Genomic DNA, 24,514 nt, shown 5'->3' on the forward strand with positions numbered 1-24,514 from the left:
GCAGGTAGCAACGCCTAATTCAGTTTCTTGCTTGATCCAGGTCCTTGCACAATTGTTCCGCGGCGTCGATCAGGCGGGGGCCGGGGCGAAAGAGCTGGTCCGGGTCCAGGGCGTAGATGCGGTGCTTCAGTGCGGCGCCCAATTGCAGCCGAGTCCATGCCTGGACGCGTTGCTCAAAGCCGGTTTCAGTGGATTCGGCAGTGACGATGGCGTCGGGCTGCCTCAGCATCAGGGTTTCGGCGCTGACTTGTGGCGCGGCGATGGCGGAATCGGCGAAAAGATTGACGCCGCCGCAGGTTTCGAGGACATCGTTAAGCAAGGGGTCGCGGCCGATGGTGTAAAGCGGTGCGGCACCTACTTCAATAAAGACGGTGACGGGGCGCTTGCCGGCATAGCGCCGCCGCAGCGTGTCTATGCGCTGAGCCAGTGCCGCGGCGGCTGGCTCGGCACTGGCTTCGGTGCCGAATATCCGCCCCAGCCTCAGGACTTGTGCGGGGATGTCTTGCAAGGTTTGCGGCGCGGAATAGATCAGCGGGATATGCAGCTTGGCCAGGCTGGGGGCCAGCGTCCGGGCAGCCCCGGAAGCTTGCCAGGCGGCGACCAGGTCCGGATTCAGGGTCAGGGCTTTTTCGACATTGATATTGAGGCCGTCGCCGATTTTCGGAATGCCCGCGGCCGCGGCGGGATAGTCGCTGCTGATGACCGTGGCGACAATATGCTGGCCCGCGCCGGCGGCAAAGATCAGTTCGGTAATGTGCGGCGCCAGCGATATGGCGCGTGTTGCGTGCCGCGGTTCCGGTTTTTCTGCGGACGTTGCCACAGATGGAGCGGCAGGCAATGGAGTGGTCGCGGCCCAGGCTTGGCCGGCATCCGATCCCGCCAGCGCTGCTACGCAGGCTATGGCCAGCGGGCGCGCGATACGAAGAAGAATACGTGTGCAGGTCTGCATGCTGTCTGTTCCGGGCTGGGTCCGTGGGCTATTGCGTAAAACAAAAGGCCGACGAAGCCGGGCCGCAAGTCCGGCTTCGCGAGGCGGCCTTCAACCTTCTACATGCGCACGGCCAGGTTCACGAACACGTTCGAACCGGCCGTGTTGTAGCCGTACGGAGCGTTGTAGAGGGCGTTGGAATATTCCTTGTTCAGGACATTGTTCCAGCGCACCTGAACCGCCACGTTCTTGGTGAAATCATAGCTGGCCGTCAGGTTCAGCAGGCCATAACCGCCCAGGCTGTTCTTGTTGGCCCCGTCGTCATAGCGCTTGCCGACAAACATGTATTCGCCGCCCAGAACCCATTGGTTTATGCGGTGGTCGGCATTAAGCCGGTAGACCTGGCGCGCGCGGCGGGCAAGCTGGTTGCCGTTGGAGTCGTCCTTGGGGTTGACGAAGTCCGCATTGGCCCGAACGGTTGTGGCGCCAAAGCGCTGTTCGGCGGTCAGCGTCAAGCCGCGTATGGTCGCTTCGTTGACATTCTCGGGGCGGCCCAGCACGCACCAGCCGCCGGCATAAGACTGGCATACATAGGTGCTGACAAGGTCGCGAATCTTGTTCTGGTACACCACGGCTGCCAGCTTGGTGGTTTCGGTCTGGTAGCGCAGGCTGGCTTCAACATTCCTGGACTTTTCAGGCTTGAGATCGGGGTTGCCTTTGTAGTCGTAGTAGGGGGCCGACAACGGGTAGTACAGGTCGGCGAATGTCGGGGCTTTGAATCCCGTATTGCCGGCCACGCCGATGCGCCACTGGTCGCTGATGTCGAAGTCGTACGCCAGGCCGCCGGTGGTCTGGTTGCCATAGCCGGAAATATTATCGTTGCGCACGCTGGCCTGCACATGGTGGGCGCCGAAATTGCCGCGGTAAATAAGCCCGGCTGCATTGGTGTTGCGCTGTTCGGTCAAGTAGGGTTGCGAGCCCAGGGTGCGTTCTTCGCGGCGTTCAAGCACAAGCGAGACTTGCTGGCCCGAGCTTAGCTTGAGGTTGTTCTGCCATGTGTACATGCGTTGCAGGCTGCCGAAGGTGCTGCTGCTGTCCGGGTCGCGATTGTCGCCGGCGTCCCGGGTAAAGCCGAAACGCAGGACGCTTTGCCAGAAGTCGGTGATGTCGTCGGTGCTGGTCAGTGAATAGGCTTCCTGGCGCGTGATGGCAAGCGCGGGCTCCGGCGTTGCGAAGTAGGCGTCCGTGTCGCCCCGGGTATAGCCGTTATAGGCCGTTATGCCCAGATGGTGGCCGGGACGCCATTTATATCCCAGCGAAGCGGACAAAGTATGTTGCGTATAGCCGTCGTTGTCGGTCCTGCCCGGATACGAGGTAACGCTGTAGCCGCCGCTGTCGGCCAGGCTGGTGGCCAGCGCATAGTCCCAGCCGGAACTCGCGCCCGACAAGCCCAGGCTGGACTTGAACGTGTTGTAGCTGCCCAGTCCCAGGTTGGCATAGGCGCTAAGGGGCCGGTCCGCGCCGGATTTTTTGGTGATGATGTTGATGACGCCGCCGATGGCGTCCGAACCGTAAAGACTGCTTGCCGCGCCCCGCACGATTTCGACGCGGTCGATGTTGGCCGGGTCGATGGCGTTCCAGTTGACGCTGCCGGTTGTCGAGCCGTTTATCCGTAGTCCATCCACCAGTACCAAGGTCTGGTTGGCGTTGGTGCCGCGCAGGAACACGCCGGTTGCGGTTTGCGGGCCGCCGCTGTTGTACATCTCGATGCCGTGGTGGCGCGACAGCACTTCGGCCAGGCTGCTTTGGCCGGCTTGTTCCAGCTCTTTGCTGTCGATTACCGTTACGTCGCCCAGCGTTTCTTTTTCCAGTTGCGCAATGCGGCTGGGAGTGACGACGACATGCTCAAGCTGGGGAATTTGCGAGGCGGTTTGGGCCAGGGAGGCCAGGGGCAGGGCACAGGCTGCGGCGGCCAGCGCGCGCAGGGTGGGTTTCGGATTCATTGTCAGACCTGAAGATAGCAGGCGTCCCCGCATGCTATTGATGGGTAAATCGCTGCGCGCCGGTTTTGCTTTTCAGGGCTGCGCAACGAGCCGTGTGATGGGGGCCGGTGTCGGGCTGGCATGCGAGGCATGCTGACCGTTGCGGGGGCAGCACAGCTACGTGCGCGGGGCGTCGAAGACGCAATGCACGTTCTGTTTCCCGTTTAACTTTCGCAGGGCGGGGCGCTGTTGTTTGCAACAGCGCGGCGGACAATCCGCTCCGAAAGCACCTCAATCAGACGAAAATTTAACACGGCACAGCCTGTTGCGCTGTTGCACGCATAGTGTGCATTCTTTAGTTGAGAAATACTCATGTTAATAAAGTCCCTGGCTTGCCGGATGCCGTTGCATGCCCTCGTACAGGCAGTCATGGCGGGCGATTCCACAGGTTTGGGAATCCGGCGCGCCCGTAGACGGCCCAATGGCGCAGCGCTCGAAAGGTCGTCCGGCCAAAAGGGTTACATGGCGGCCCGCCGGGCGAAGCCGATACAATAGTCCCTTACTTTCCCGCCTTCACGACAAGTGCCGCCGGCTTGCGCCGCGCCATTTCGCTCCATGGCCCTTCAACTGTCTTCAGGTAATACGCGTGTCCTATCCAGCCTTGCCCTATCCTATATCCGCTTATACCCACGGCGCCGAGTTCGCGCGTTTGCTGGCCAAGCGTATTTTGATACTCGACGGGGCCATGGGTACCATGATCCAGCAGTACAAGCTGACCGAAGCGGATTTTCGCGGTACGCGTTTCGCCTCTCATTCCAAGGATGTACGCGGCAACAACGAATTGCTTTCGCTGGTCCGGCCCGACATCATTGCCGCCATACATCGCCAGTATCTCGAGGCCGGCGCCGACGTCATTGAAACCAATACATTTGGGGCAACCACCGTGGCCCAGGGCGATTACGCCCTGGCCGAGATCGCCTACGAACTCAACCTGGAATCGGCCAAGCTGGCGCGCGCCGCCTGCGACGAGTTCAGCACGCCCGACCGTCCGCGCTTCGTAGCGGGCGCCTTGGGGCCCCAGCCCAAGACGGCCTCCATTTCGCCCGACGTCAACGACCCCGCCGCACGCAACGTCACGTTCGAGCAGCTGCGCGTGGCTTACACCGAACAACTGAACGGCCTGCTGGACGGCGGCATCGACGTGGTCCTTATCGAGACAGTCTTCGACACCCTCAATGCCAAGGCGGCCATCTTTGCCGTCGAAAGCGTATTCGAAGAGCGCGGCGTGCGCTTGCCGGTCATGATTTCAGGCACGGTCACCGATGCCTCGGGCCGTATTCTGTCGGGCCAGACGGTTGAAGCGTTCTGGAACTCGGTGCGCCATGCGCGGCCCATTACCATAGGCCTGAACTGCGCCCTGGGTGCCGCCTTGATGCGCCCCTATGTGGCCGAACTGTCCAAGATCTGCGACACCTACGTCTGCGTCTATCCCAATGCCGGCCTGCCCAACCCCATGGCCGAGACCGGCTTCGACGAGACGCCGGCCGATACGTCCTCCTTGCTTGAAGAGTTCGCCCGTTCGGGCCTGGTGAACATGGCCGGCGGCTGCTGCGGCACGACGCCGGACCATATCCGCGCCATTGCCGACAAAGTGGCCGCGTTGCCGGTGCGCGAAGTTCCGGTCATTCCGGTCATGACCCGCTTGTCGGGCCTGGAAGCCTTGAACATCGACCAGGATTCGCTTTATGTAAACGTGGGCGAACGCACCAACGCAACCGGCAGCAAGATGTTCCTGCGCCTGATCCGCGAAGAAAAATACGAAGAAGCTCTCAGCGTGGCGCGCCAGCAAGTTGAAAACGGCGCCCAGATCATCGATATCAATATGGACGAAGCCATGCTGGATTCGGCCGCATGCATGCACCGCTTTGTCAATCTGATCGGTTCGGAACCCGACATTTCGCGCGTGCCGCTGATGATAGACAGCTCCAAGTGGTCGGTCATTGAAACCGGCCTGCGCTGCGTGCAGGGCAAGGCCATTGTCAATTCCATTTCCATGAAAGAAGGCGTCGAGCCCTTTTTGCAGCAGGCGCGCCTGTGCCGCAAGTATGGCGCCGCCGTTGTCGTGATGGCATTCGACGAGAAAGGCCAGGCCGACACCCTGCAGCGCCGCAAGGACATCTGTGGGCTGGCCTATAAGCTGCTGGTCGAAGAAGTCGGCTTCCCGCCCGAAGACATTATTTTCGACCCCAATGTATTTGCCATTGCCACGGGCATCGAAGAACACAATCATTACGCCGTCGACTTTATCGAAGCCACCAAATGGATTACCGACAACCTGCCGTATGCGCGGGTGTCGGGCGGCGTCTCGAACGTCAGTTTTTCGTTCCGCGGCAACGAGCCCATGCGCGAAGCCATTCATACGGTCTTCCTGTATTACGCCATTCAAAACGGCATGACCATGGGCATCGTCAATGCCGGGCAACTGGGCGTGTATGCCGACATCGACAAAACCTTGCTTGGCCTGGTCGAAGACGTGGTGCTTGACCGTGCCGAACCGGTGGGCAAGACCGATCCCGCCGACGAGCGCAGTTCCACCGAACGTCTGGTCGAGTTTGCCGACAGCATCAAGAACTCGGGCGTCAAAAAAGAAGAGAACCTGGCCTGGCGCGATCAGCCGGTCGAAGACCGTCTGTCTCATGCGCTGGTGCATGGCATCACGACATTTATCGTTGAAGACACCGAGGAAGTGCGGGCCAAGATCGCGGCGGCCGGCGGGCGGCCCATTCAAGTAATCGAAGGCCCCCTCATGGACGGCATGAACGTGGTCGGCGACTTGTTCGGCGCCGGCAAGATGTTCCTGCCCCAGGTGGTCAAGTCGGCCCGGGTCATGAAGCAGGCGGTTGCGCACCTGGTGCCCTTCATCGAAGAAGAAAAGCTGCAAATTGCCGCTGCCGGCGGCGACGTGCGCTCCAAAGGCAAAATGGTCATCGCCACCGTCAAGGGCGACGTGCACGATATCGGCAAGAACATCGTTACCGTGGTCATGCAGTGCAATAACTTCGAAGTCATCAATATGGGCGTCATGGTGCCTTGCGCGGAAATCCTGGCCAAGGCCAAAGAGGTCAATGCCGACATCGTCGGGCTTTCGGGACTGATCACCCCCAGCCTTGAAGAAATGGCTTATGTGGCGTCGGAAATGCAGCGCGACGAGTACTTCCGCAGCCGTAATCTGCCCCTGATGGTGGGCGGCGCGACCACCAGCCGCGTGCATACTGCCGTCAAGATTGCACCTCATTACGAAGGCCCGGTCATCTATACGCCCGACGCCAGCCGTGCCGTCGGCGTGGCGACCAATCTGGTTTCCGATAACGTGGAAACCTTTCTGGCTGAAATACGCGAAGAATACGAGGTGGTACGTACCCGCCACGCCAACCGCAAAGAAACGCCTCTGATGCCGTTGGCCGAAGCGCGCGCCGGCAAGCCGCAGATCGACTGGAGCAGCTATGTGCCGCCGCGCCCCAAGTTCATCGGGCGGCGCACGTTCGAAAACTACGACTTGAACGAAGTCGTGAAGTATGTGGACTGGACGCCGTTCTTCCAGACCTGGAGCCTGTTCGGCCAATATCCGGCCATCCTGGAAGACAAGGTGGTGGGCGAACAAGCCCGCAAAATCCACGTCGAAGGCCAGGCCATGCTCAAGAAGATCATCGAGGGCCGTTGGCTCAAGGCCAGCGGCGTGGTGGCGTTTTACCCGGCCAATACGGTCAACGACGAAGACATCGAGGTTTATCGCGACGAGACGCGTTCCGAAGTGCTGTTTACCTGGCGCAATGTGCGCCAGCAAAGCATCAAGCGCGAAGGCGTCGACAACAAATGCCTGGCCGACTACATTGCGCCGAAATCGACGGGCATTCTCGATTACATCGGCATGTTTGCCGTAACCGGCGGCCTGGGCATGGAAAAGCACGACGAAGCTTTCCTGGCCGACAACGACGACTACTCGAGCATTATGCTCAAGTCCGTGGGCGACCGGCTGGCCGAAGGCTTTGCCGAATGCCTGCATGCCCGTGTGCGTCGCGATCTGTGGGGCTATGTGCCCGACGAAGCCCTGGGCAACGAAGAACTTATCGCTGAAAAATACCAGGGCATCCGCCCGGCGCCCGGCTATCCGGCCTGTCCCGAACATACCGTCAAGAAAGATATGTTCAGGGTTCTGGAACCCGAGGAAATCGGCATGCAGCTTACCGATTCCTTCGCCATGTATCCGGCCTCCAGCGTATCGGGCTTTTATCTTAGCCACCCGCAGTCGCAGTACTTCAATGTAGGCCAAATCGGCGCCGACCAGGTCGAGGACTACGTGCGGCGCAGCGGCCGCAGTGAAGAAGACGTGCGCCGCGCCCTGGCCAGCGTCCTGCGCTAAGCCCGAACTTTCAGCGCCGCCGCGAGAGCCAGCATGGACGAGCCTTCCATCGACACCGGCACCGGAGCATCGGACTCCCAGGCGCGCTCGGTCAGGCGGCGGGCGCTGGGAGAATTCCTGCGCAGTGTGCGCGCCCGGGTATCGCCCGAAAGCGTGGGCCTGCCCAGCGGTACGCGGCGGCGCACGCCGGGCCTGCGGCGCGAAGAGGTTGCACAGCTTTGCGGCATAAGCGTTACTTGGTATACCTGGATAGAGCAAGGCCGCGATGTGTCGGTTTCGGCCGGCGTCTGGAGCCGTTTGGCGACTATCCTGCATTTGTCGCGTGCTGAACGTCATTATCTGTTCGAGCTGGCCGAATGCGCCGACCCGGAGCATGGACGCGAACACGACGAAGCCTTGCCCCAGGGCCTGGCCGCGTGCGTGCACAGCATTACCGCGCCGGCCTATATTCTTGATCGTTGCTGGAACGTGCTGGCGCGCAACGAACCCCTGCTGCGCTTGTTCGACGGCTGGCCCGACCGCTCGGCGCAGCCGAATTTGCTGCGCTATATTTTCCAGGATCCCGCCGCCAAGCAATTGGTCGTGGATTGGGAGTCGCGGGCACGGCGCGTGGTGGCCGAATTCCGGGCCGATGCGGCGCCATACGCCGAAGAGCCCGACCTTCGCCTATTGATCGACGACCTGTCGCAAAGCAGTCCGGTCTTCGCGCATTGGTGGACGCGCCAGACTGTGGTCGAACGCGAAGGCGGCCGGCGCGAATTCCGGCATCCCGACATGGGCATTGTGCATTATCAGCAGATTACCTTCCGACTGGCCATACGTCCCGATTGCAAGCTGGTGATGCTGCTGGACGAGGACAGCCAGGGCTGACCCGATTTTCCGGCCGAGCCTGCGCGGCGCCTCGTGCCTGCCGGATCACGGCAGGGCCGGGCCGTATCAAGGCCTATCAAGGCCGTTGATTCTGCGATGGCGCTATTTTGCCTGCCGGTTGATATGCTCGGCGGTGTTGGCGGGCAAGCGCGCAAACGAAAAGTACGCCGCCATGGCCAGTGCGCCAATGATTACAAAGGCCCACATGACGTCCACTTGTTCTAGGTGGACGGCACCGCGCCAGGCCATGCTCAAGTTCAGGATAAGCGCCGCGCAGCCGACGCCCAGGCTGATCCCCAACTGCTGGGCCATGGCGGCAAAGCTGCTGGCGCGGCTCATGTCGGCAGAGCTCAGGTCGGCATAGGTCAGCGTATTGACGGCGGTGAATTGCAGCGACCGAAAAATGCCGCCAATGAAAAGCACCACGATTATCAGCCAAACCGGCGTATCTGCCTGGAAAAAGCCGCAAACTATCACGAACGCGCCGGTTAATAGCGCGTTATAGGTCAGAATAGGCTTAAAGCCCAGGCGGCCAATTACGTGGGTGACGATCAGCTTCATGAACAAGGCGCCCGCCGCGCTGGTAAAAGTAATCATGCCCGCGGCGAACGGCGTCATGCCAAAGCCCACTTGCAGCAAAATTGCCAGCAAGAAGGGTGTGGCCCCGACGCTGAAGCGGCATAAATTGCCTCCCAGGATGGAGACTGCAAAAGTCTGGGTGCGCAGCAGGGTCAGGTCGATAATCGGATTGGCCGCGCGCCGGGCATGCCAAACGTAAAGCAAGCCGCAGGCCAGGCCCGTGCCCAGCAGCAGGGCCACGTACTGGCGCGACACATCGCTGCGGCCCAGGGCTTCGAAGCCCGAGACCAGAGTGGCCAGGGCAATGCCGCTAAGTATGAACCCCGGCCAGTCCAGGCGCGGCCTGCTTGCCGGGATGTCGTCAGGGATATAGCGTAGTATCAGCGCGATGCCCAGCGCCCCCACCGGTACATTGATCAGGAATATCCAGTGCCAGGACGCGTAGGTAACCAGAAAGCCGCCCAGAGGGGGGCCGATAATGGGTCCCAGCAGTGCGGGCATAGACAGGAAGGACATGGCCTGCAGCAGCCGGTCCTTGGGCGTTATGCGCAATAATATGACCCGGCCGACCGGAACCATCATGGCGCCGGCCATGCCCTGGAATATGCGCGCCACCACCAGTTGGGGCAGGCTTTGCGAAAACGCGCAGGCCACCGAGCTGAGCGCGAACAGGACAATGGCGGCAATAAATATGCGCCGGGCACCGAAGCGGTCCGCCGCCCAGCCGCTGATCGGCACGAACACTGCCAAGGCCAGCAAATAGCTGGTGATGGTGACGTTCATTTTGACGGGCGTGGTCTGCAGCGCATCGGCCATGACAGGCAGGGCGGTAGCCACGACGGTTGCGTCCAGCATTTGCATGAAAAGCGCGCATCCGACAATGAAGGGAATCATCCGGATGGCGGTTTGTTCGCGGGCGGACAGGTGCCGGCTTGGTTTTGAAGTCGAATCGGTTCGCATGCGTAATTCTAACTTTGTTAGTCTGAAGTAAACTGGGGCCTCCAGGTAAATTTATTGACGCATCATGGCCAATCATTACGAGTCGGAAATTACCCAATTTCTGAACCAATACAAGAAACAGCACGCGGGCACCGAACAGCGCCAGCGCGAAGGGCGCGCCCGCTTGTGGGACAAGCAGATCGACCCCGAGCTGCAAGAGGGCTTTCGCGCCGCGCGCGTTCCGCAGCAGCCTTATGTGTACCAGACCGAATAAATATAGCTAAATGGCACAGTCCGGTGGCATGACGGCCGATCTGAATGCGCTGGTCGATCCCAAGGTCGACAGTACGCCCGACGTCGTCGATAGCGTGGCTTTGGCTCGCCTGTACGGCGAGCCCTTGTTTTCCATGCCGCAAGACCTCTATATTCCGCCAGACGCGCTCGAGGTCTTCCTGGAAACCTTCCAGGGTCCCCTTGACTTGCTGCTGTACCTGATCCGCAAGCAGAACTTCAACGTCCTGGACATCCCCATGGCCGAAGTCACGCGCCAGTACCTGTCGTATGTCGAGCAGATCCGCGACCAGAACCTGGAGCTTGCGGGCGAGTATCTGCTGATGGCGGCCATGCTTATTGAAATCAAGTCGCGCATGCTGCTGCCGGTCAAGAAGTCCGATACCGGCGAAGAGCCGGACGATCCGCGCGCCGAGCTGGTGCGCCGCCTGCTTGAATACGAGCAGATGAAGCTGGCCGCGCAAAAGCTGAATGAATTGCCGCAGATGGGACGCGATTTCCAGCGCTCGCATGCTTTCCTGGATTTAAGCGTCGAACGCATGCTGCCCGAAGTCAGCCCCGAAGACCTGCGTCTTGCATGGGCCGACATCATGCGGCGCGCAAGCCTGAATGCGCATCACCGGATCACCAAAGAGCATTTGTCGGTACGCGAGCACATGACCAGCATTTTGCGGCGCCTGAGCGACGTCCGCTACATGGAGTTCGGCGAGCTCTTCCTCGAGCGCATCAAAGAAGGCGATGCGGTAGCTGTTATCGTTGTGCATTTCCTGGCCATGCTGGAGCTGGCGCGCGAGTCGCTGCTCGAGATCACGCAGGCCGAGCCCTATGCGCCCATTTATGTGCGCCTGTCCTACATTCGCGCGGCCGCTTAAGGCGGCCTGGCCGTTTGCCGTACACCAATCGATATATCCAATAAACCAGTCATCCAGTTTTATTCCGGACGGAGAAGATTCTTGAAGGTAGTTCATACGATTGAAGAATTGCGCGACCAGTTGCGCGGCCAGTTGCGTGCGGCGTTTGTGCCGACCATGGGCAATCTGCACGACGCCCACTTGTCGCTGATGCGCATGGCTCGCCAGCATGGCGATCCCGTGGTGGCCAGCATATTCGTGAACCGCCTGCAATTCGGTCCAAATGAAGATTTCGACCGCTATCCGCGCACTTTGCAGGAAGACATTGAAAAGCTTGAACGTGCGCGCGATGTTTATGTGCTGTTTGCGCCCAACGAGTCCGAAATGTACCCCGAGCCGCAAAGCTACCGGATCCAGCCGCCCGCCGATCTGGGCGGCATACTCGAGGGCGAATTCCGCCCCGGCTTTTTCGATGGCGTCAGCACGGTGGTGCTGAAGCTCTTTTCCTGCGTACAGCCCAGCGTGGCGGTGTTCGGCAAGAAGGACTACCAGCAATTGATGGTGGTGCGCAATATGTGCCGCCAGTTCCAGTTGCCGGTGCGCATACTGGCGCACGAAACGGTGCGCGACGCCGATGGCCTGGCGTTGTCTTCGCGCAATAGGTATTTGTCGCCGGCCGAACGCGCCGAGGCGCCGCAGCTTTATGCCGCGCTGCAAAGCGTGCAGGCCAAGATCAAGTCGGGCCTGACCGACCTGGCCGAAATCGAAGGCACGGCGGCACAGGAGCTTGCGCGGCGCGGCTGGCAGGTGGATTACATTGCCCTGCGCCGCCAGCTTGACTTGCACATGCCCTCAGACGGGCAAATCAAGCAGGGCGAACCGCTGGTCGTGCTGGCCGCGGCCAAGCTGGGCAAGACACGCCTTATCGACAATCTGGAGATTTAAAACTCTGTAAGAAATGACAGGCGACAGGGCCGCGGCTTGTGTGACAGAATCCCGCTCACAATTAGTGCAGAAGGAGTGTTTCATGACCGCAGTCCCTGTTCCAGACTACTCTCTTTACTCGGCGCTAACGCCCCGTGAATTCGATGTCATGCATTACGTGGCCATCGGCAAGCCCAATAAAATCATCGCCGCCGAACTCGGGGTGTCGCAACGGACCATCGAAGCACACCGTGCCCGTATCTTTCAGAAAATGCAGGTCAAGAACGCCGTAGAGCTTGCGCGCTGCGTGTTGCAGCAGCCGCCCAAGCCCGGCGCGCACGGCTAGCCTTGGTCGGCCCCGCACTTCAGCGCGGCGCGCTTGCCCATTTCGTCGATGCCATCTACATCGGCCTGGCGCGTCAGGTGGTAGTCCAGCGCCGGCTTGTTGTCGTTGATGGCGTTAATGCGCAATACATTGTCATTCAAGAAGCTCAGGCTGGCGGTGCGTGGCGTGTTTGGCGATTTCAACAGAATGCGCCACGGGTCCATGCCGGTCAGGCTCCAGCAGCCTTGCTCCAGCACAGGCTTTTGTTGGCCGGCGGCTCCCAGTATCTGCGTACGCGAGCGCCACTCCCCGCTGGGAGCCAGAGTCAGCGTTACGCGCGCGGCGCTGCAAGCGGCTTCGCCGGTCAGGCAGGGTACTGTGCCAAGAAAGGTTTTGGCTTCAAGCAGCGGGCGCACGGCGGGCATGGCGCTGGTGGCCGCGGCTTCGGCGGGGGCGGCTTCATCGGCGGGTTTTTTCTTTTGTTCGGTGTCGCCAAAGCCCAGCTGGATTTGCGACGGCGCGCGTGCCGCGTTGCGACCCTGGGCCTGCTGCCGGGCATCGCTAAGCGTGCTGTCATGTTCTGTGTTGTAGTAGCCCGGGGCGCTTTGCTTGGCACAGCCGGCAAGCATCAGGGCCAGAACCGCGGCGCCCAATGCGGGGCGCACGGCGCTTCCGCGAAATATGTTCAAGCCATTTTTACGTACAGAGTCTTGCGCAGTTAAAACGGGGGCGGACATGACGGCTTCCATCGAATAGTTAAGTTTGCATATTCTACGCATATATCGGCCCTGCTGTATAACCTTGCGCCGTCCTGTTTCATACAGTATTGGCGCCGATATCGAAGTTTGCCCCCGAGAAGCCGTGTTTTGGGGGCAAGGGGGGGCGATGTTGTCGTCTTTTTTTCCGGATAGCGGGTGGTTTGCCTGGCCTTGGGCCGCATTCGCGGGCTGCGCCGCTTTGGCGGGCTGGTGGTGCGCCGGCTTCGCCTGGCGTTGCAGCCGGTTGTTGCTTGTGGCGGGGCAGGCCGGCTTGCCTTGCTTTGCGGCCATGGATCCCGGGGCGGCCGTGCTGGCCGCCTTGTGGGGCCGGTCGGCAAAACGGCCATCCTTCCAGGGCGGCCCGCCGCTGGCCCTGGCCTTGTTCATTTCGGCCATATCGGCGGCGTCGGCCTTTGCGCTGGCCAGCCGCTACGGTATAAGCCTTGCCGGCGCGGCCTCGGCGCTTGCCGTACTGGTGCTGCTTGCGCTGGCTGTCATCGACGCTTATACCGGGCTTTTGCCGGATGTCCTGACCTTGACGTTGTTGTGGCTGGGCCTGGCTTTGGCATGGACCGGAAGCGCCATCGGGCTGCACGACGCGGTTGCCGGCGCCATGCTCGGCTACGGTTTGCTGTATGCCTTGTTTCTTGGCTTCAAAGCCTGGCGCGGACGCGAGGGCATGGGGTACGGCGACTTCAAGCTGGCCGCCGCATTGGGCGCCTGGGTTGGGCCCTTGCCTTTAGCTTATATATTGCTGGCCGCCAGCTTGCTGGGCACCGCCTATGCCTTGTGGCGCTGGAAGGCGCGGGGTTTGTCTGCCAGCTATCCCTTCGGACCTTTTCTGGCCGCGGCGGGAATCCTTGTTCTGGGCCGCTTTACTGAGTTACATTTGGGGTTTTGAATCAAAGGCGGACGGGCGCATGTACAAGATTGGGCTCACCGGAGGGATAGGTTCGGGTAAAAGCCGGGTAGCCGATTTTTTCCAGGAATGGGGCGCCAGCGTCATCGACACCGACGCGATCGCGCACGAGCTTACGACGGTTGGCGGCGCGGCCATCGAACCGCTGCGCGCGGCCTTTGGGGCAGGCATGATCACACCCGAGGGCGCCTTGAACCGGCAGGCCATGCGCGATGCTGTGTTTCGCGACCCCTCGGCCCGTTTGCGGCTTGAAGCCATTATTCACCCAATGATAGGTCGAGTTACACAAGAGCGAGCGGCGCTGGCGACGGGATGTTATCTTGTGTTTGTGGTGCCTTTATTGGTAGAGTCGGGACGTTGGCGCGACAAGGTCGATCGCATCTGTGTCGTCGACTGCGACCCTGCTACGCAAGTGGCCAGGGTGCAGGCACGCAGCGGGCTGACGCCCGAGGCTATTGCGCGTATTATGTCAGCGCAAGCCTCTCGCGAAGAACGCCTGGCCGTTGCCGACGATGTTGTGCTCAACGATAAAGACACTAGCCTCCAGGCCCTGGCCCAGAGTGCGCGCATATTGCACGATGCTTGGTGCACCGCGGCGCGTCAACGCCAGGCCGGGACGGATTAATGAACGAAACAAGCAATCACTGAATAGGTTACTGATCGCGTGATCCTTTACGAGTATCCATGCAACGAACGGGTCAGGACTCTTCTAAGGGTCGAGCACCTCTTTGGGCGGCTGTTTTTCTTTGCCGATGGCGCCGATATTCATCACCATCAAATTGCGCTGGCCACTTTATTCGACTTGCTTGAAATCTCCGACCGAACCGACCTGCGCGGCTCGGTCCTGCAAGACCTGGAGCGTCAGCGGGTGGCCTGCAACTCCTTGCGCCAGCATCCGGGGGTCGATGTCCAGGCGCTCGACGCCGTCATTACTGAAATGCAGCTGGTTTCGTCCGAATTGGGCGCCCAGGGGCGTATCGGACAGGTGTTGCGCGACAATGAATGGCTGGCCAGCCTGCGCGGGCGCCTGTCTGTGCCGGGCGGCTCGTCGCCTGCCGACATCCCGTCTTTCTACGCATGGCAGATCAAGCCCCATGAGGTCCGTGTGCACGACCTCAAGGTCTGGATAGAGCCATTTCTGGCTTTATATAAAGGCCTGGCACTGGTCCTGCGCTTGCTGCGGGAATCCAGCGAAGTCGTGTCCTTTCAAGCGACCCAGGGCGCCTACCAGGAAATGCTTACTGGTAAAACCTTCCAGTTGCTGCGGGTCTGGGTCGATCCGGCGCTGGGCGTATTCCCCGAAATGAGCGCCAACAAATACGTAATCTGGGTGCGCTTTTCAACCCAGGACAACGAGCTCAAGCCGCAACCGGTCACGCGCGACATTCCCTTCAAGCTGGCGCGCTGCAACGTCTAGGCGGCAGCCTTCCCAACAATACACCGGAGGCGCCGCGGCTATGCCCGTGAACTGCGCCGGTTGCCTTGGACCCATGCTTTGCCGGAAGCGGGAAGTTGTTGCGCCTGGTTTCAAAGCTTATGGTTTTTTGTCCATTCGGTCGTTAATCGGAGAAAATAGCGGCATTGCGTTATTTTGAGATGGAGAAACGCGTATGCCGGAACCTGGCTTCGCATTGAGTCGGCCCTCGCGCACCCGCAAGTGGGTGGTGGGCCTGGTCGTTTTGGTGGTGCTGGCTGGCGGCGCTTATTGGATCTTCGGTAAGCCGCCCGGCGGCGCCGCTCCCGGGGGCTTTGGCGCGCGCGGCGCGGCCATGGGGTTTGCCAAAGTCCCGGTCAAGATTGCCGTCGCGCAATCAGAGCCTATCAACGTAGTGCTGAAGGCCATTGGCACGGTTACGGCCTACAACACTGTCACGGTAAACAGCCAGGTTGCGGGCCAGTTGAAGAAAGTGGCTTTCCAGGACGGTCAAAAAGTCCAGGCCGGCGACCTGCTTTTCCAAATCGACCCGCGCGCGTATCAAGTCCAGCTTGACCAGGCCTTGGGCCAGCAAAAGCAGAACCAGGCACAACTGGACAATGCCCGCCGCGATCTGCAGCGTTATCAACTGCTTTACAAGCAAAACTCCATTGCCAAGCAGCAGGTCGACACTCAGGCGGCGCTGGTTCAGCAATACCTGGGTTCCCAGAAAAGCGACCAGGCCGCCGTCGACAGCGCCCGGCTGCAGCTAAGCTATACGCAAATTACGGCACCGATCAGCGGTCGCGTGGGCTTTCGCAGCGTGGACGAGGGCAACCTGGTTTCGACCTCCAGTACGACCGGTCTGGTCGTCATTACGCAAACCCAGCCTATCTCCGCCATATTTACCCTGCCGCAGTCGCAGCTGGCGCAGGTGCTCGAGCAAATGCGCGCAGGCCAGACCTTGCGCGTCGACCTCTACGATCGCGACGACATAAAAAAACTGGCGACCGGCGAATTGATGTCGGTCGACAATCAAATCGATGTCGCCACGGGCACGGTCAAGTTCAAGGCGCGTTTCGCCAATGAGGACGAGGCCTTGTTCCCCAATCAGTTCGTCAATGTGCGCTTGCTGGTCAGCACCCAGGCTGGAGCCGTCGTCATTCCCACGGCGGCTTTGCTGCAGGGCTCCATCGGCGGCTTTGTGTATGTGGTGGACGATGGCAACAAGGTGCATATTCAGCCAGTTACGGCTGGAACCATCGACGGCGCGCGCGTTGCCATCGTCAAGGGGCTGGAGGCGGGGCAGAAAGTCGTGACCGAAGGCGTGGACAGGCTTAAAGAGGGCGCCGAGGTCGAGGTGGTTACGCCCGAGGCCCAGGCCGAAGTAGCCAGAAAGGCCGACGAGGCCAAGAAGGCGGCCAAGCCGGCCCGCGGCGGCCCGGCCGGCGGGCGCCGGCACTGACGCCAGGCGGATACTGTGAATTTGTCGCGTATTTTCATTCTTCGCCCGGTTGCTACGACGCTGGCCATGGTGGCCTTGCTGATTGCCGGCCTGCTGGCTTACCGGCTGTTGCCGGTATCGGCGCTGCCGGAAGTGGACTACCCCACTATTCAGGTGTCCACGCTGTATCCGGGTGCCAGTCCCGACGTCATGACGGCGCTGGTGACGTCCCCGCTTGAGCGCCAGTTCGGGCAGATGTCCGGTTTAAGCCAGATGACCTCCAGCAGTTCGGGCGGGGCGTCGCTCATTACGCTGCAGTTCGACCTGAACCTGCCTTTGGATGTGGCCGAACAAGAGGTGCAGGCCGCCATCAACGCGGCTTCCAACCTGATGCCCAACGATTTGCCGGCGCCTCCTGTTTATAACAAGGTCAATCCGGCCGATACGCCGGTGATCAGCCTGGCGATCACTTCGCCCACCATGCCCTTGTACCAGGTGCGCGACTTGATCGATATTCGCGTGGCGCAGAAGCTGTCGCAGATATCGGGCGTGGGTCTGGTCAGCATTGCGGGCGGGCAAAGGCCCGCAGTGCGCATTCAGGCCAATCCGCGTGCCCTGGCCGCGCATAACCTGACCCTGGCCAATGTGCGCACGGCCATAACGGGCGCCAACGTCAATCAGCCCAAGGGCAATCTGGACGGGCCGCAGCGCTCGACCACGATCAACGCCAACGACCAGCTAAGTTCAGTGCAGGACTACGAAAACCTTATCGTTGCCTACGAAAACGGGGCGCCGCTGCGCCTGAAGGATGTGGCAACGGCGGTTCAGGACGCCGAAAATCTGCACCAGGCCGCATGGATAGGAACGACGCCCGCCATTTTGCTGAACATCCAGCGCCAGCCGGGCGCCAACGTCATCGACGTGGTCAACCGGGTAACGGCCATGCTGCCGTCGCTGAAGCAATCCCTGCCCGTGGGAGTGGATGTCAGCGTAGCGACCGACCGTACGCAGACCATACGCGACTCGGTGAATCATGTGCAGATCGAAATGCTGCTGGCGATTGCTTTGGTGGTGCTGGTTACCTTCGTGTTCTTGCGCAGTTGGACGGCCACATTCATTCCCAGCGTGGTGGTGCCTTTATCGCTGGTCGGCACGTTCGCCATCATGTATTTGACGGGCTTCAGCATAAACAACCTTACCCTGATGGCGCTGACCATTGCCACCGGCTTTGTGGTGGACGACGCCATCGTCATGATAGAGAACATTGCCCGGCATATCGAAGATGGCGACAGCGCCTTGCAGGCCGCCCTGAAAGGCGCGTCGCAAATAGGCTTTACGCTGATCTCGCTGACGCTGTCGTTGATCGCCGTGCTTATTCCCCTGTTGTTCATGAGCGATGTCATTGGACGCTTGTTCAGCGAATTCGCCATTACCCTGGCCGTCGCGATTTTACTGTCGCTGCTGATTTCGCTGACGCTTACCCCCATGATGTGCGCCAAGCTGCTGCGGCCCGAAGCGGAAATGAAATTCGGGCTTTTCCAGCGCAAGGCGGGACAATGGATGGATGCGCTCATTCATAAATATGACCAGGGCTTGCGCATTGTGCTGTCGCACCAGGTGCTGACCCTGTGGGTGGCGCTGGGTACGCTGGTGCTGACCGGCATCTTGTACGCGCTGGTGCCCAAGGGATTTTTTCCGCAGCAGGATACCGGCCTTATCCAGGCCATCAGCCAGGCGCCGCAAACGGTCTCCTTCCGTTCCATGGCGCAGCGCCAGCAGCAGGCGGTCCAGGCCATACTCAAAGACCCGGCGGTCGAGGCGGTCTCGTCCTTCATCGGCATCGACGGCACCAACGCCACCCTTAATACCGGCCGCATGCAGATTGCGCTGAAGCCCCTGGTCCAGCGCAGCGACAACGCCCTGGCGGTCATCAATCGACTGAGCGGCGAGCTCAAGGCCTTGCCGGACATCCAGGTGTTCATGCAGCCGGTGCAGGATCTTAGCGTCGAAGACCGGATCAGCCGCACACAATACCAGATGACGCTGTCGGATCCGGACCGTGCCAACCTGGTCGAGTGGGTGCCGCGCGTGGTCCAGGCCATGCGCGCGTTGCCGCAGTTGACCGATGTCGCCGACGACCTGCAAAGCAGCGGTTTGCAAACTGTCTTGCGCATAGACCGCGATGCGGCCGCAAGGCTGGGAGTGACGAATTCCACCATCGACGATGCCCTGTACGACGCCTTCGGCCAGCGCCTGATTTCCACGATTTTTACGCAGTCGACGCAATACCGGGTGGTGCTGGAAGTGGCGCCGCAGTTCCAGCAAGGCCCGGCTTCGCTGTCGCAGATTTATGTGGCGACCAGCGCCGGCGCGCCCGTGCCCTTGACCAGCATTGCGCGTGTTGAAGAGGCCAGCGCCTTGCTGTCGATAGAGCGTCTGGGCCAGTTCCCGGCAACCACTATTTCGTTCAATCTGGCGCCCGGTTCGGCCTTGTCGGACGCCGTCGAAGCCATTGACGGAGCCCAGGCAGAACTGGATATGCCGGCTTCCATCGAAAGCCGCTACCAGGGCGCGGCACGGGCGTTCCAGGCCTCATTGAGCAGCACGCTGTGGCTGCTGCTGGCAGCCATCGTGGCGATGTATATCGTGCTGGGCATTCTGTACGAAAGCTACATCCACCCCATTACCATCCTGTCCACTTTGCCGTCGGCCGCGATCGGAGCATTGCTGGCCTTGCTATTGACGGGCAGCGAGCTGGACATGATAGGCGTCATCGGCATCATTCTGCTGATAGGCATCGTCAAGAAAAATGCCATCATGATGATCGACTTCGCCCTGGATGCCGAGCGGCATCGCGGCCTATCGCCGCAAGCCGCCATTCACGAGGCGGCGCTGTTGCGCTTCCGGCCCATACTCATGACGACGCTGGCGGCATTGTTCAGCGCGATTCCTCTGATGCTCGCCACCGGCGCGGGTTCCGAATTGCGCCAGCCCCTGGGGCTGGTAATGGTCGGCGGCCTGCTGTGCAGCCAGTTGCTTACCTTGTTCACCACTCCTGTCATCTACCTGATGTTCGATCGCATAGGTATGCGCTTCAAGGCTGCGCCCGTTGACCGCGTGGGCAGCGAGGGTGCGCTATGAGGTTTTTCGCCCTGTTCATCATGAGGCCGGTGGCAACCACCTTGTTATGCCTGGGCATGGTGTTGACGGGCGTTCTGGCGTATAGGCTGCTGGCCGTTTCGCCGCTGCCGCAAGTGGACTTTCCCATTATTTCGGTTTCCGCCCGCCTGGCCGGCGCCAGCCCCGAAACCATGGCCTCCAGCGTGGCCACGCCTTTGGAGCAGGCGCTGGGCTCGATAGCCGGCGTTACCGACATGTCGTCGCGCAGCACCGAAGGCTCGACGCGCATTACCCTTATGTTCGATCTAAGCCGCGACATCAACAGCGCGGCGCGCGACGTGCAGGCAGCCATCAATGCGGCGCGGACCATGCTGCCTTCGAGCCTGCGCAACAATCCCACCTACAACAAAGTCAATCCCAACTCCGCACCTGTCATGGTGCTGGCGCTGACCTCGCCGACGCAGACCCAGGGCGAACTCTACGATCTGGCATCGACGGTCATTGCCCAGAAATTGGCGCAGGTGCAGGGCGTGGGCGAAGTCACTGTGGGCGGCAGCTCGCTGCCCGCCATCCGCGTAAGCCTGAATCCGCAGGCCTTGGCGGCTGCCGGCATTGCATTGGACACCGTCAGGACCGCGTTGACCAATGCCAACACGATGCGGCCCAACGGCATGGTCGAAAGCGACAGCCACCACTGGACGATTGCGTCGGGCGGGCAATTGACGCGCGCCGCGCAGTACGCGCCGCTGGTGGTGGCATGGCGCGACGGTTCGCCGGTGCGGCTCAAGGACATTGCCACCGTTGAGGACTCGGTTGAAGAAATCTACAACGTCGGTTTTTTCAACGACAAAACGGCGGTGCTGCTTATTATCCGGCGCCAGCCCGACGCCAATATCATTGAAACCGTCGACGCCATTCGCAGCCAGTTGCCCAGTTTCCAGGCCATGCTGCCGGCGCCGGTAACGCTTTCCGTGGCGCAGGACCGCACGCCCAGCATACGGGCTTCGTTGCACGAGGCCGAGCTTACGCTGATCATTGCGGTGATCCTGGTGGTGCTGGTGGTATTGCTGTTTTTGCGCAACTGGCGCGCGGCGCTGATTCCCAGCATTGTGGTGCCGGCCTCGTTGATCACCTCGTTCAGCCTGATGTGGTGGTTCGGGTTCACGCTGAACACCATCTCCTTGATGGCACTGATCGTCGCCACCGGCTTTGTCGTAGACGATGCCATTGTCGTGCTCGAGAACATCATGCGGCATCTCGAGAAAGGCGTGCCGCCTGTGCGTGCCGCCATGCGGGGCGTCAAGGAGGTCGGTTTTACGGTCGTTGCCATGAGCTTGTCATTGGTGGCTGTATTTATTCCCTTGCTGCTGATGGGTGGCTTGATAGGGCGTTTGTTCCGGGAGTTCGCCATTACGCTGTCGGCCACCATCATGGTTTCGCTGGTGCTGTCCCTTGTCCTTACGCCCATGATGTGCGCGCGTTTTCTGAAATGGCAGCCGCAACGCGAGCGGCGCAGCGGCGCATTGCAGCGGCTGACGCAAGGCATGGGCGAAAGATTCTGGCGCGGCTATCGCGCGTCGCTCGATTGGGCGTTGGCGCACGGCCGCTTCATGATGCTGCTGCTGGCGGCAACGGTTGGGCTCAATATCTATTTGTATGCGTCGGTGCCCAAGGGGTTTTTCCCACAGCAGGACACCGGTCAGCTGCTGGGTTTTTTCCGGGTGGACCAGGGCACCTCGTTCTATGCCATGCGTCCCAAGCTGGTGCAGTTTCGCAACTTGCTGCTGCAGGACCCGGCCATTGAAAGCGTGACCGGCTTTGCCGGCGGGCGCGGCGGAAGCAACAGCAGCTTCTTGATGATACAGCTCAAGCCCCTGGAACAGCGCCAGGCCAGCGCCAATGACGTGGTGAATCGTTTGCGCAGCAAGTTCCTGGGCGTGCCGGGCGCGCGGCTGACTTTGGTTCCGCAGCAGGATATCTTCCTGGGCGGCCGCCAAAATTCTTCGGCTTCCTACGACTACAGTTTGCTGGGCAGCGACCTGGCGCTGCTGAAGCAATGGCTGCCCAAAGTACAGCAGGCCATGCTGGCCCTGCCGGAACTGGTCGACGTGGATAGCGACGTCGAAGACAAGGGCCGGCGGGTCAACCTGATCATCGACCGGGACGCGGCGTCGCGCCTGGGGGTGGATATGTCGCTGATAGCCTCCACTTTGAACAACTCTTTCAGCCAGCGCCAGGTTTCGGTGATCTACGGTCCGCTCAACCAGTATCACGTTGTCATGGCTGTGGACCCGCGCTACGCGCAGGATGCGGAATCCTTGAAGCTCGTAGAGGTGATTACCAAGGACGGCAACCGCGTGCCGTTGTCGGCGTTTACCCGCTACGAGGTCGGCACGGCGCCGCTTAGCGTTTCGCACACGGGGCTGTTCGCCGACGAGTCGATTTCGTTCAGTCTGGCACCGGGGGTGTCGCTGGAACAGGCAACGCGTTCGATCGAAGACGCGGTGGCGCGCACCGGGCTGCCGTCCAACGAAATCCAGGCCGGCTTCCAGGGTACGGCCAAGGCCCTGCAGCAGTCCTTGTCGCAGCAGCCCTGGCTGATACTGGCGGCCCTGGTCACCATGTACATCGTGCTGGGCATGCTGTACGAAAGCTATATACATCCGCTGACCATTCTTTCGACATTGCCTTCGGCCGGTATCGGCGCTTTGCTGGCCCTGATCATGCTGGGCCAGGAGTTTTCGCTGATTGCGCTTATTGGCGTGTTCCTGCTGATCGGCATCGTCAAGAAGAATGCCATCATGATGGTCGACTTTGCCGTGCGTGCCGAGCGCGAGCGCGGCTTGTCGTCGCGCGATGCCATTTACGAGGCCTGCCTGATACGGTTCCGCCCCATCATGATGACCACGGTTTCGGCTTTGTTCGGCGCTTTGCCGCTGGTGCTGGCTTCCGGCGCGGGCGTCGAGATGCGCCGGCCTTTGGGTATAACGATAGTCGGCGGGCTTATTCTTAGCCAGATCCTTACGCTGTATACGACACCGGTGGTGTATCTGTACCTGGACCGCTTCCGTTTATGGGTGGACAGCCGGCGCCAGCGCCGTTTGGCCCGCAGGCAATTGCGCGCCGCCGGCGGTGCCGAGTGACGCAGGCATTTTTATGCAAAACCAAGAGCCAATGCAAAAACACAATACGAAAACTGGGACAGTGCGCACTTTCAGGCTGACGCGCTTCAAGGCGGCGGGCCTGCTTGCGCTGGCGCTGCTGGGGGGCTGCGCGGTCGGTCCCGACTACCAGCGGCCCGAGGTTGCGGTGGGCGAAAGCTATGGGGAAATCCAGGGCTGGGTCCAGGCCAATCCGGCCGATACCGAATTGCGCGGCGACTGGTGGAAAACATATTCCGACCTGGAGCTGAACCGCCTGATGGACGATTTGCTGGCGTCCAATTTGTCGATAGTCCAGGCCGAAGCGCAATACCGGCAGGCCCAGGCACTGGTGCAATCCGCAACGGCCGGCTTTTTTCCGACGGTTGGCGTGAATGCTTCCGTGGCCCGTTCAGGCTCGGGTTCAGGCAGTGGGCAGTCGAGCTTTTCGGGGACGTCCGGTTCCAGCGGCAATGCGAATCAGCAATATGCATTGAACGGCAGCGTCAGTTGGGAGCCCGATGTCTGGGGCAAGGTGCGCCGGTCGGTCGAATCCAGCGAGGCTGGTGAACAGGCCAGTGCGGCCGACCTTGCCAATACGCGCCTGAGCATGCAGTCCACGCTGGCCCAGACCTATTTCCGGCTAAGGGCGCTTGATGCCGAAAAACGTTTGTTCGACCAGACCGTGGCGGCCTACGAGCGCTCTTTGCGCACCACGCGCAACCGCTACGAAGCCGGTGTGGCCGGACAGTCGGACGTGGCGGTTGCGCAGACCCAGCTGGAGAACGCCAAGGTGCAGCAACTGGCCTTGAACTGGCAGCGCGCGCAGCTTGAACATGCGTTGGCTGTATTGGTCGGCAAGACGCCCTCGGCCTTCAGCCTGAAGCCGACATTGGCAACCAATACCGTGCCGGTCATTCCGGTTGACGTGCCCTCCAAGCTGTTGCAGCGCCGCCCCGACGTGGCCGCCGCCGAGCGGCGCACGGCCGCCGCCAATGCGCAGATAGGCGTGGCCCAGGCGGCCTGGTTTCCGGACCTGACGCTTAGCGCCCAGGGCGGGTATCGCAGCGGCCAATGGGCTCAGTGGCTGACGGCGCCCTTCAGTTTTTGGTCCCTGGGCCCGACGCTGGCCATGACCATATTCGACGGCGGCGCCCGGCAGGCGCAGATAAAGCAGGCGCGCGCCGGATACGATGTACAAGTGGCGTCGTACCGCTTGACGGTGCTGACGGCCTTGCGCGAAGTTGAAGACTACCTGGTGCAGCTGCGCGTATTGGAACAAGAGCAATTGGCGCAGAACCGCGCCTTGGAGTCGGCGCGCGAATCGCTGCGGCTTATACAGAACCAGTATGACGCTGGCTTGATCGACTATTTAAGCTTGGTTCAGGTCGAGACTGCGGCCTTGAGCGCCGAGCGTTCGGCTTTGTCCATGACGGCCGACAGGCTGGTGGCCAGTGTGCAATTGATTGCGGCGCTGGGCGGAGGCTGGCAGGCTGCGCCGTCCATGGCCGCGGGTCTGTCAGCCCCGGCTCCGGCATTAGCCCCGGCGCCCACCCCGGCTTTTGTTCCAGGAAATTAAAGCGCAAGGCGGCGCCTTGCCGCCCGTATTG

The 24,514-nt window shown here is 61.0% G+C and carries 17 protein-coding genes and 1 riboswitch; of the genes, 13 read left to right on the forward strand and 4 right to left on the reverse strand.

All coding sequences use genetic code 11. The annotated features are described in order from the left end of the window. Positions 1–19 precede the first annotated feature (19 nt). Positions 20–949, reverse strand: coding sequence for a cobalamin-binding protein (locus tag DFR37_RS14195; RefSeq protein WP_113933969.1), 930 nt, complete (start codon positions 947–949; stop codon positions 20–22). Between the two features lie 98 nt (positions 950–1,047). Then, complete coding sequence (locus DFR37_RS14200; protein ID WP_113933970.1) at positions 1,048–2,931, reverse strand: TonB-dependent receptor domain-containing protein; 1,884 nt, start codon at positions 2,929–2,931, stop codon at positions 1,048–1,050. Positions 2,932–3,016: 85 nt separating this feature from the next. Continuing rightward, a riboswitch (cobalamin riboswitch) is annotated at positions 3,017–3,217 on the reverse strand. Positions 3,218–3,556: 339 nt separating this feature from the next. Here DFR37_RS14200 and metH point away from each other — a divergent pair. Beyond that, entirely contained in the window at positions 3,557–7,330 is a 3,774-nt protein-coding gene (gene metH, locus DFR37_RS14205; RefSeq protein ID WP_113933971.1) for a methionine synthase, read from the forward strand. Positions 7,331–7,363: 33 nt separating this feature from the next. Beyond that, on the forward strand, positions 7,364–8,200 hold the full coding sequence (locus DFR37_RS14210) for a helix-turn-helix transcriptional regulator (RefSeq protein WP_113933972.1): 837 nt from the start codon (positions 7,364–7,366) through the stop codon (positions 8,198–8,200). A 102-nt stretch (positions 8,201–8,302) separates the two neighbouring features. On the opposite strand, the gene DFR37_RS14215 is transcribed toward DFR37_RS14210, so the two are convergent. After that, positions 8,303–9,739 (reverse strand): DHA2 family efflux MFS transporter permease subunit, encoded by a 1,437-nt coding sequence (locus DFR37_RS14215; protein ID WP_379881443.1) that lies wholly within the window; start codon positions 9,737–9,739, stop codon positions 8,303–8,305. Positions 9,740–9,803: 64 nt separating this feature from the next. Between DFR37_RS14215 and DFR37_RS14220 the strand changes: the two genes are divergently transcribed. The 4 genes from DFR37_RS14220 to DFR37_RS14235 all read left to right on the forward strand — a co-directional run bounded on the left by DFR37_RS14220 (position 9,804) and on the right by DFR37_RS14235 (position 12,130). After that, positions 9,804–9,992: a DUF3460 family protein gene (locus DFR37_RS14220; RefSeq protein ID WP_113933973.1), complete on the forward strand. Its 189-nt coding sequence runs from the start codon at positions 9,804–9,806 to the stop codon at positions 9,990–9,992. A gap of 10 nt (positions 9,993–10,002) precedes the next feature. Next, complete coding sequence (locus tag DFR37_RS14225; protein WP_113933974.1) at positions 10,003–10,881, forward strand: segregation and condensation protein A; 879 nt, start codon at positions 10,003–10,005, stop codon at positions 10,879–10,881. Between the two features lie 81 nt (positions 10,882–10,962). Next, a complete protein-coding gene (gene panC / locus DFR37_RS14230) occupies positions 10,963–11,805 on the forward strand; it encodes a pantoate--beta-alanine ligase (RefSeq protein WP_113933975.1) in 843 nt (280 codons plus the stop codon). A gap of 82 nt (positions 11,806–11,887) precedes the next feature. Next, positions 11,888–12,130: a response regulator transcription factor gene (locus DFR37_RS14235; RefSeq protein ID WP_113933976.1), complete on the forward strand. Its 243-nt coding sequence runs from the start codon at positions 11,888–11,890 to the stop codon at positions 12,128–12,130. Here DFR37_RS14235 and DFR37_RS14240 read toward each other — a convergent pair. Then, positions 12,127–12,846, reverse strand: coding sequence for a hypothetical protein (locus tag DFR37_RS14240; RefSeq protein ID WP_113933977.1), 720 nt, complete (start codon positions 12,844–12,846; stop codon positions 12,127–12,129). The two genes, DFR37_RS14235 and DFR37_RS14240, sit on opposite strands and share 4 nt — an antisense overlap. A 148-nt stretch (positions 12,847–12,994) precedes the next feature. Here DFR37_RS14240 and DFR37_RS14245 point away from each other — a divergent pair, with 148 nt between their 5' ends. From DFR37_RS14245 to DFR37_RS14275, 7 genes are all read left to right on the forward strand, one after another. After that, on the forward strand, positions 12,995–13,768 hold the full coding sequence (locus DFR37_RS14245; RefSeq protein WP_113933978.1) for a prepilin peptidase: 774 nt from the start codon (positions 12,995–12,997) through the stop codon (positions 13,766–13,768). Between the two features lie 19 nt (positions 13,769–13,787). Continuing rightward, positions 13,788–14,411 (forward strand): dephospho-CoA kinase, encoded by a 624-nt coding sequence (gene coaE, locus DFR37_RS14250; protein ID WP_113933979.1) that lies wholly within the window; start codon positions 13,788–13,790, stop codon positions 14,409–14,411. 39 nt (positions 14,412–14,450) lie between these two features. Continuing rightward, a complete protein-coding gene (gene zapD, locus DFR37_RS14255) occupies positions 14,451–15,203 on the forward strand; it encodes a cell division protein ZapD (protein WP_113933980.1) in 753 nt (250 codons plus the stop codon). Between the two features lie 193 nt (positions 15,204–15,396). Continuing rightward, positions 15,397–16,665 (forward strand): MdtA/MuxA family multidrug efflux RND transporter periplasmic adaptor subunit, encoded by a 1,269-nt coding sequence (locus tag DFR37_RS14260; protein ID WP_113933981.1) that lies wholly within the window; start codon positions 15,397–15,399, stop codon positions 16,663–16,665. 15 nt (positions 16,666–16,680) lie between these two features. Beyond that, positions 16,681–19,785 carry an MdtB/MuxB family multidrug efflux RND transporter permease subunit gene (locus DFR37_RS14265; protein WP_113933982.1) on the forward strand — a complete coding sequence of 1,035 codons (3,105 nt, stop codon included), beginning with the start codon at positions 16,681–16,683 and terminating at the stop codon, positions 19,783–19,785. Further along, the gene (locus tag DFR37_RS14270) at positions 19,782–22,907 is read left to right on the forward strand and encodes an efflux RND transporter permease subunit (RefSeq protein ID WP_113933983.1); all 3,126 of its coding nucleotides are present in this window, start codon (positions 19,782–19,784) and stop codon (positions 22,905–22,907) included. The genes DFR37_RS14265 and DFR37_RS14270 overlap by 4 nt, the downstream gene beginning before the upstream one ends. A 31-nt stretch (positions 22,908–22,938) precedes the next feature. After that, positions 22,939–24,483 carry an efflux transporter outer membrane subunit gene (locus tag DFR37_RS14275; RefSeq protein WP_113934027.1) on the forward strand — a complete coding sequence of 515 codons (1,545 nt, stop codon included), beginning with the start codon at positions 22,939–22,941 and terminating at the stop codon, positions 24,481–24,483. The last annotated feature ends 31 nt before the right edge of the window (positions 24,484–24,514 follow it).

The sequence above is a fragment of the Eoetvoesiella caeni genome (assembly GCF_003315175.1).
Lineage (GTDB): Bacteria > Pseudomonadota > Gammaproteobacteria > Burkholderiales > Burkholderiaceae_B > Eoetvoesia > Eoetvoesia caeni.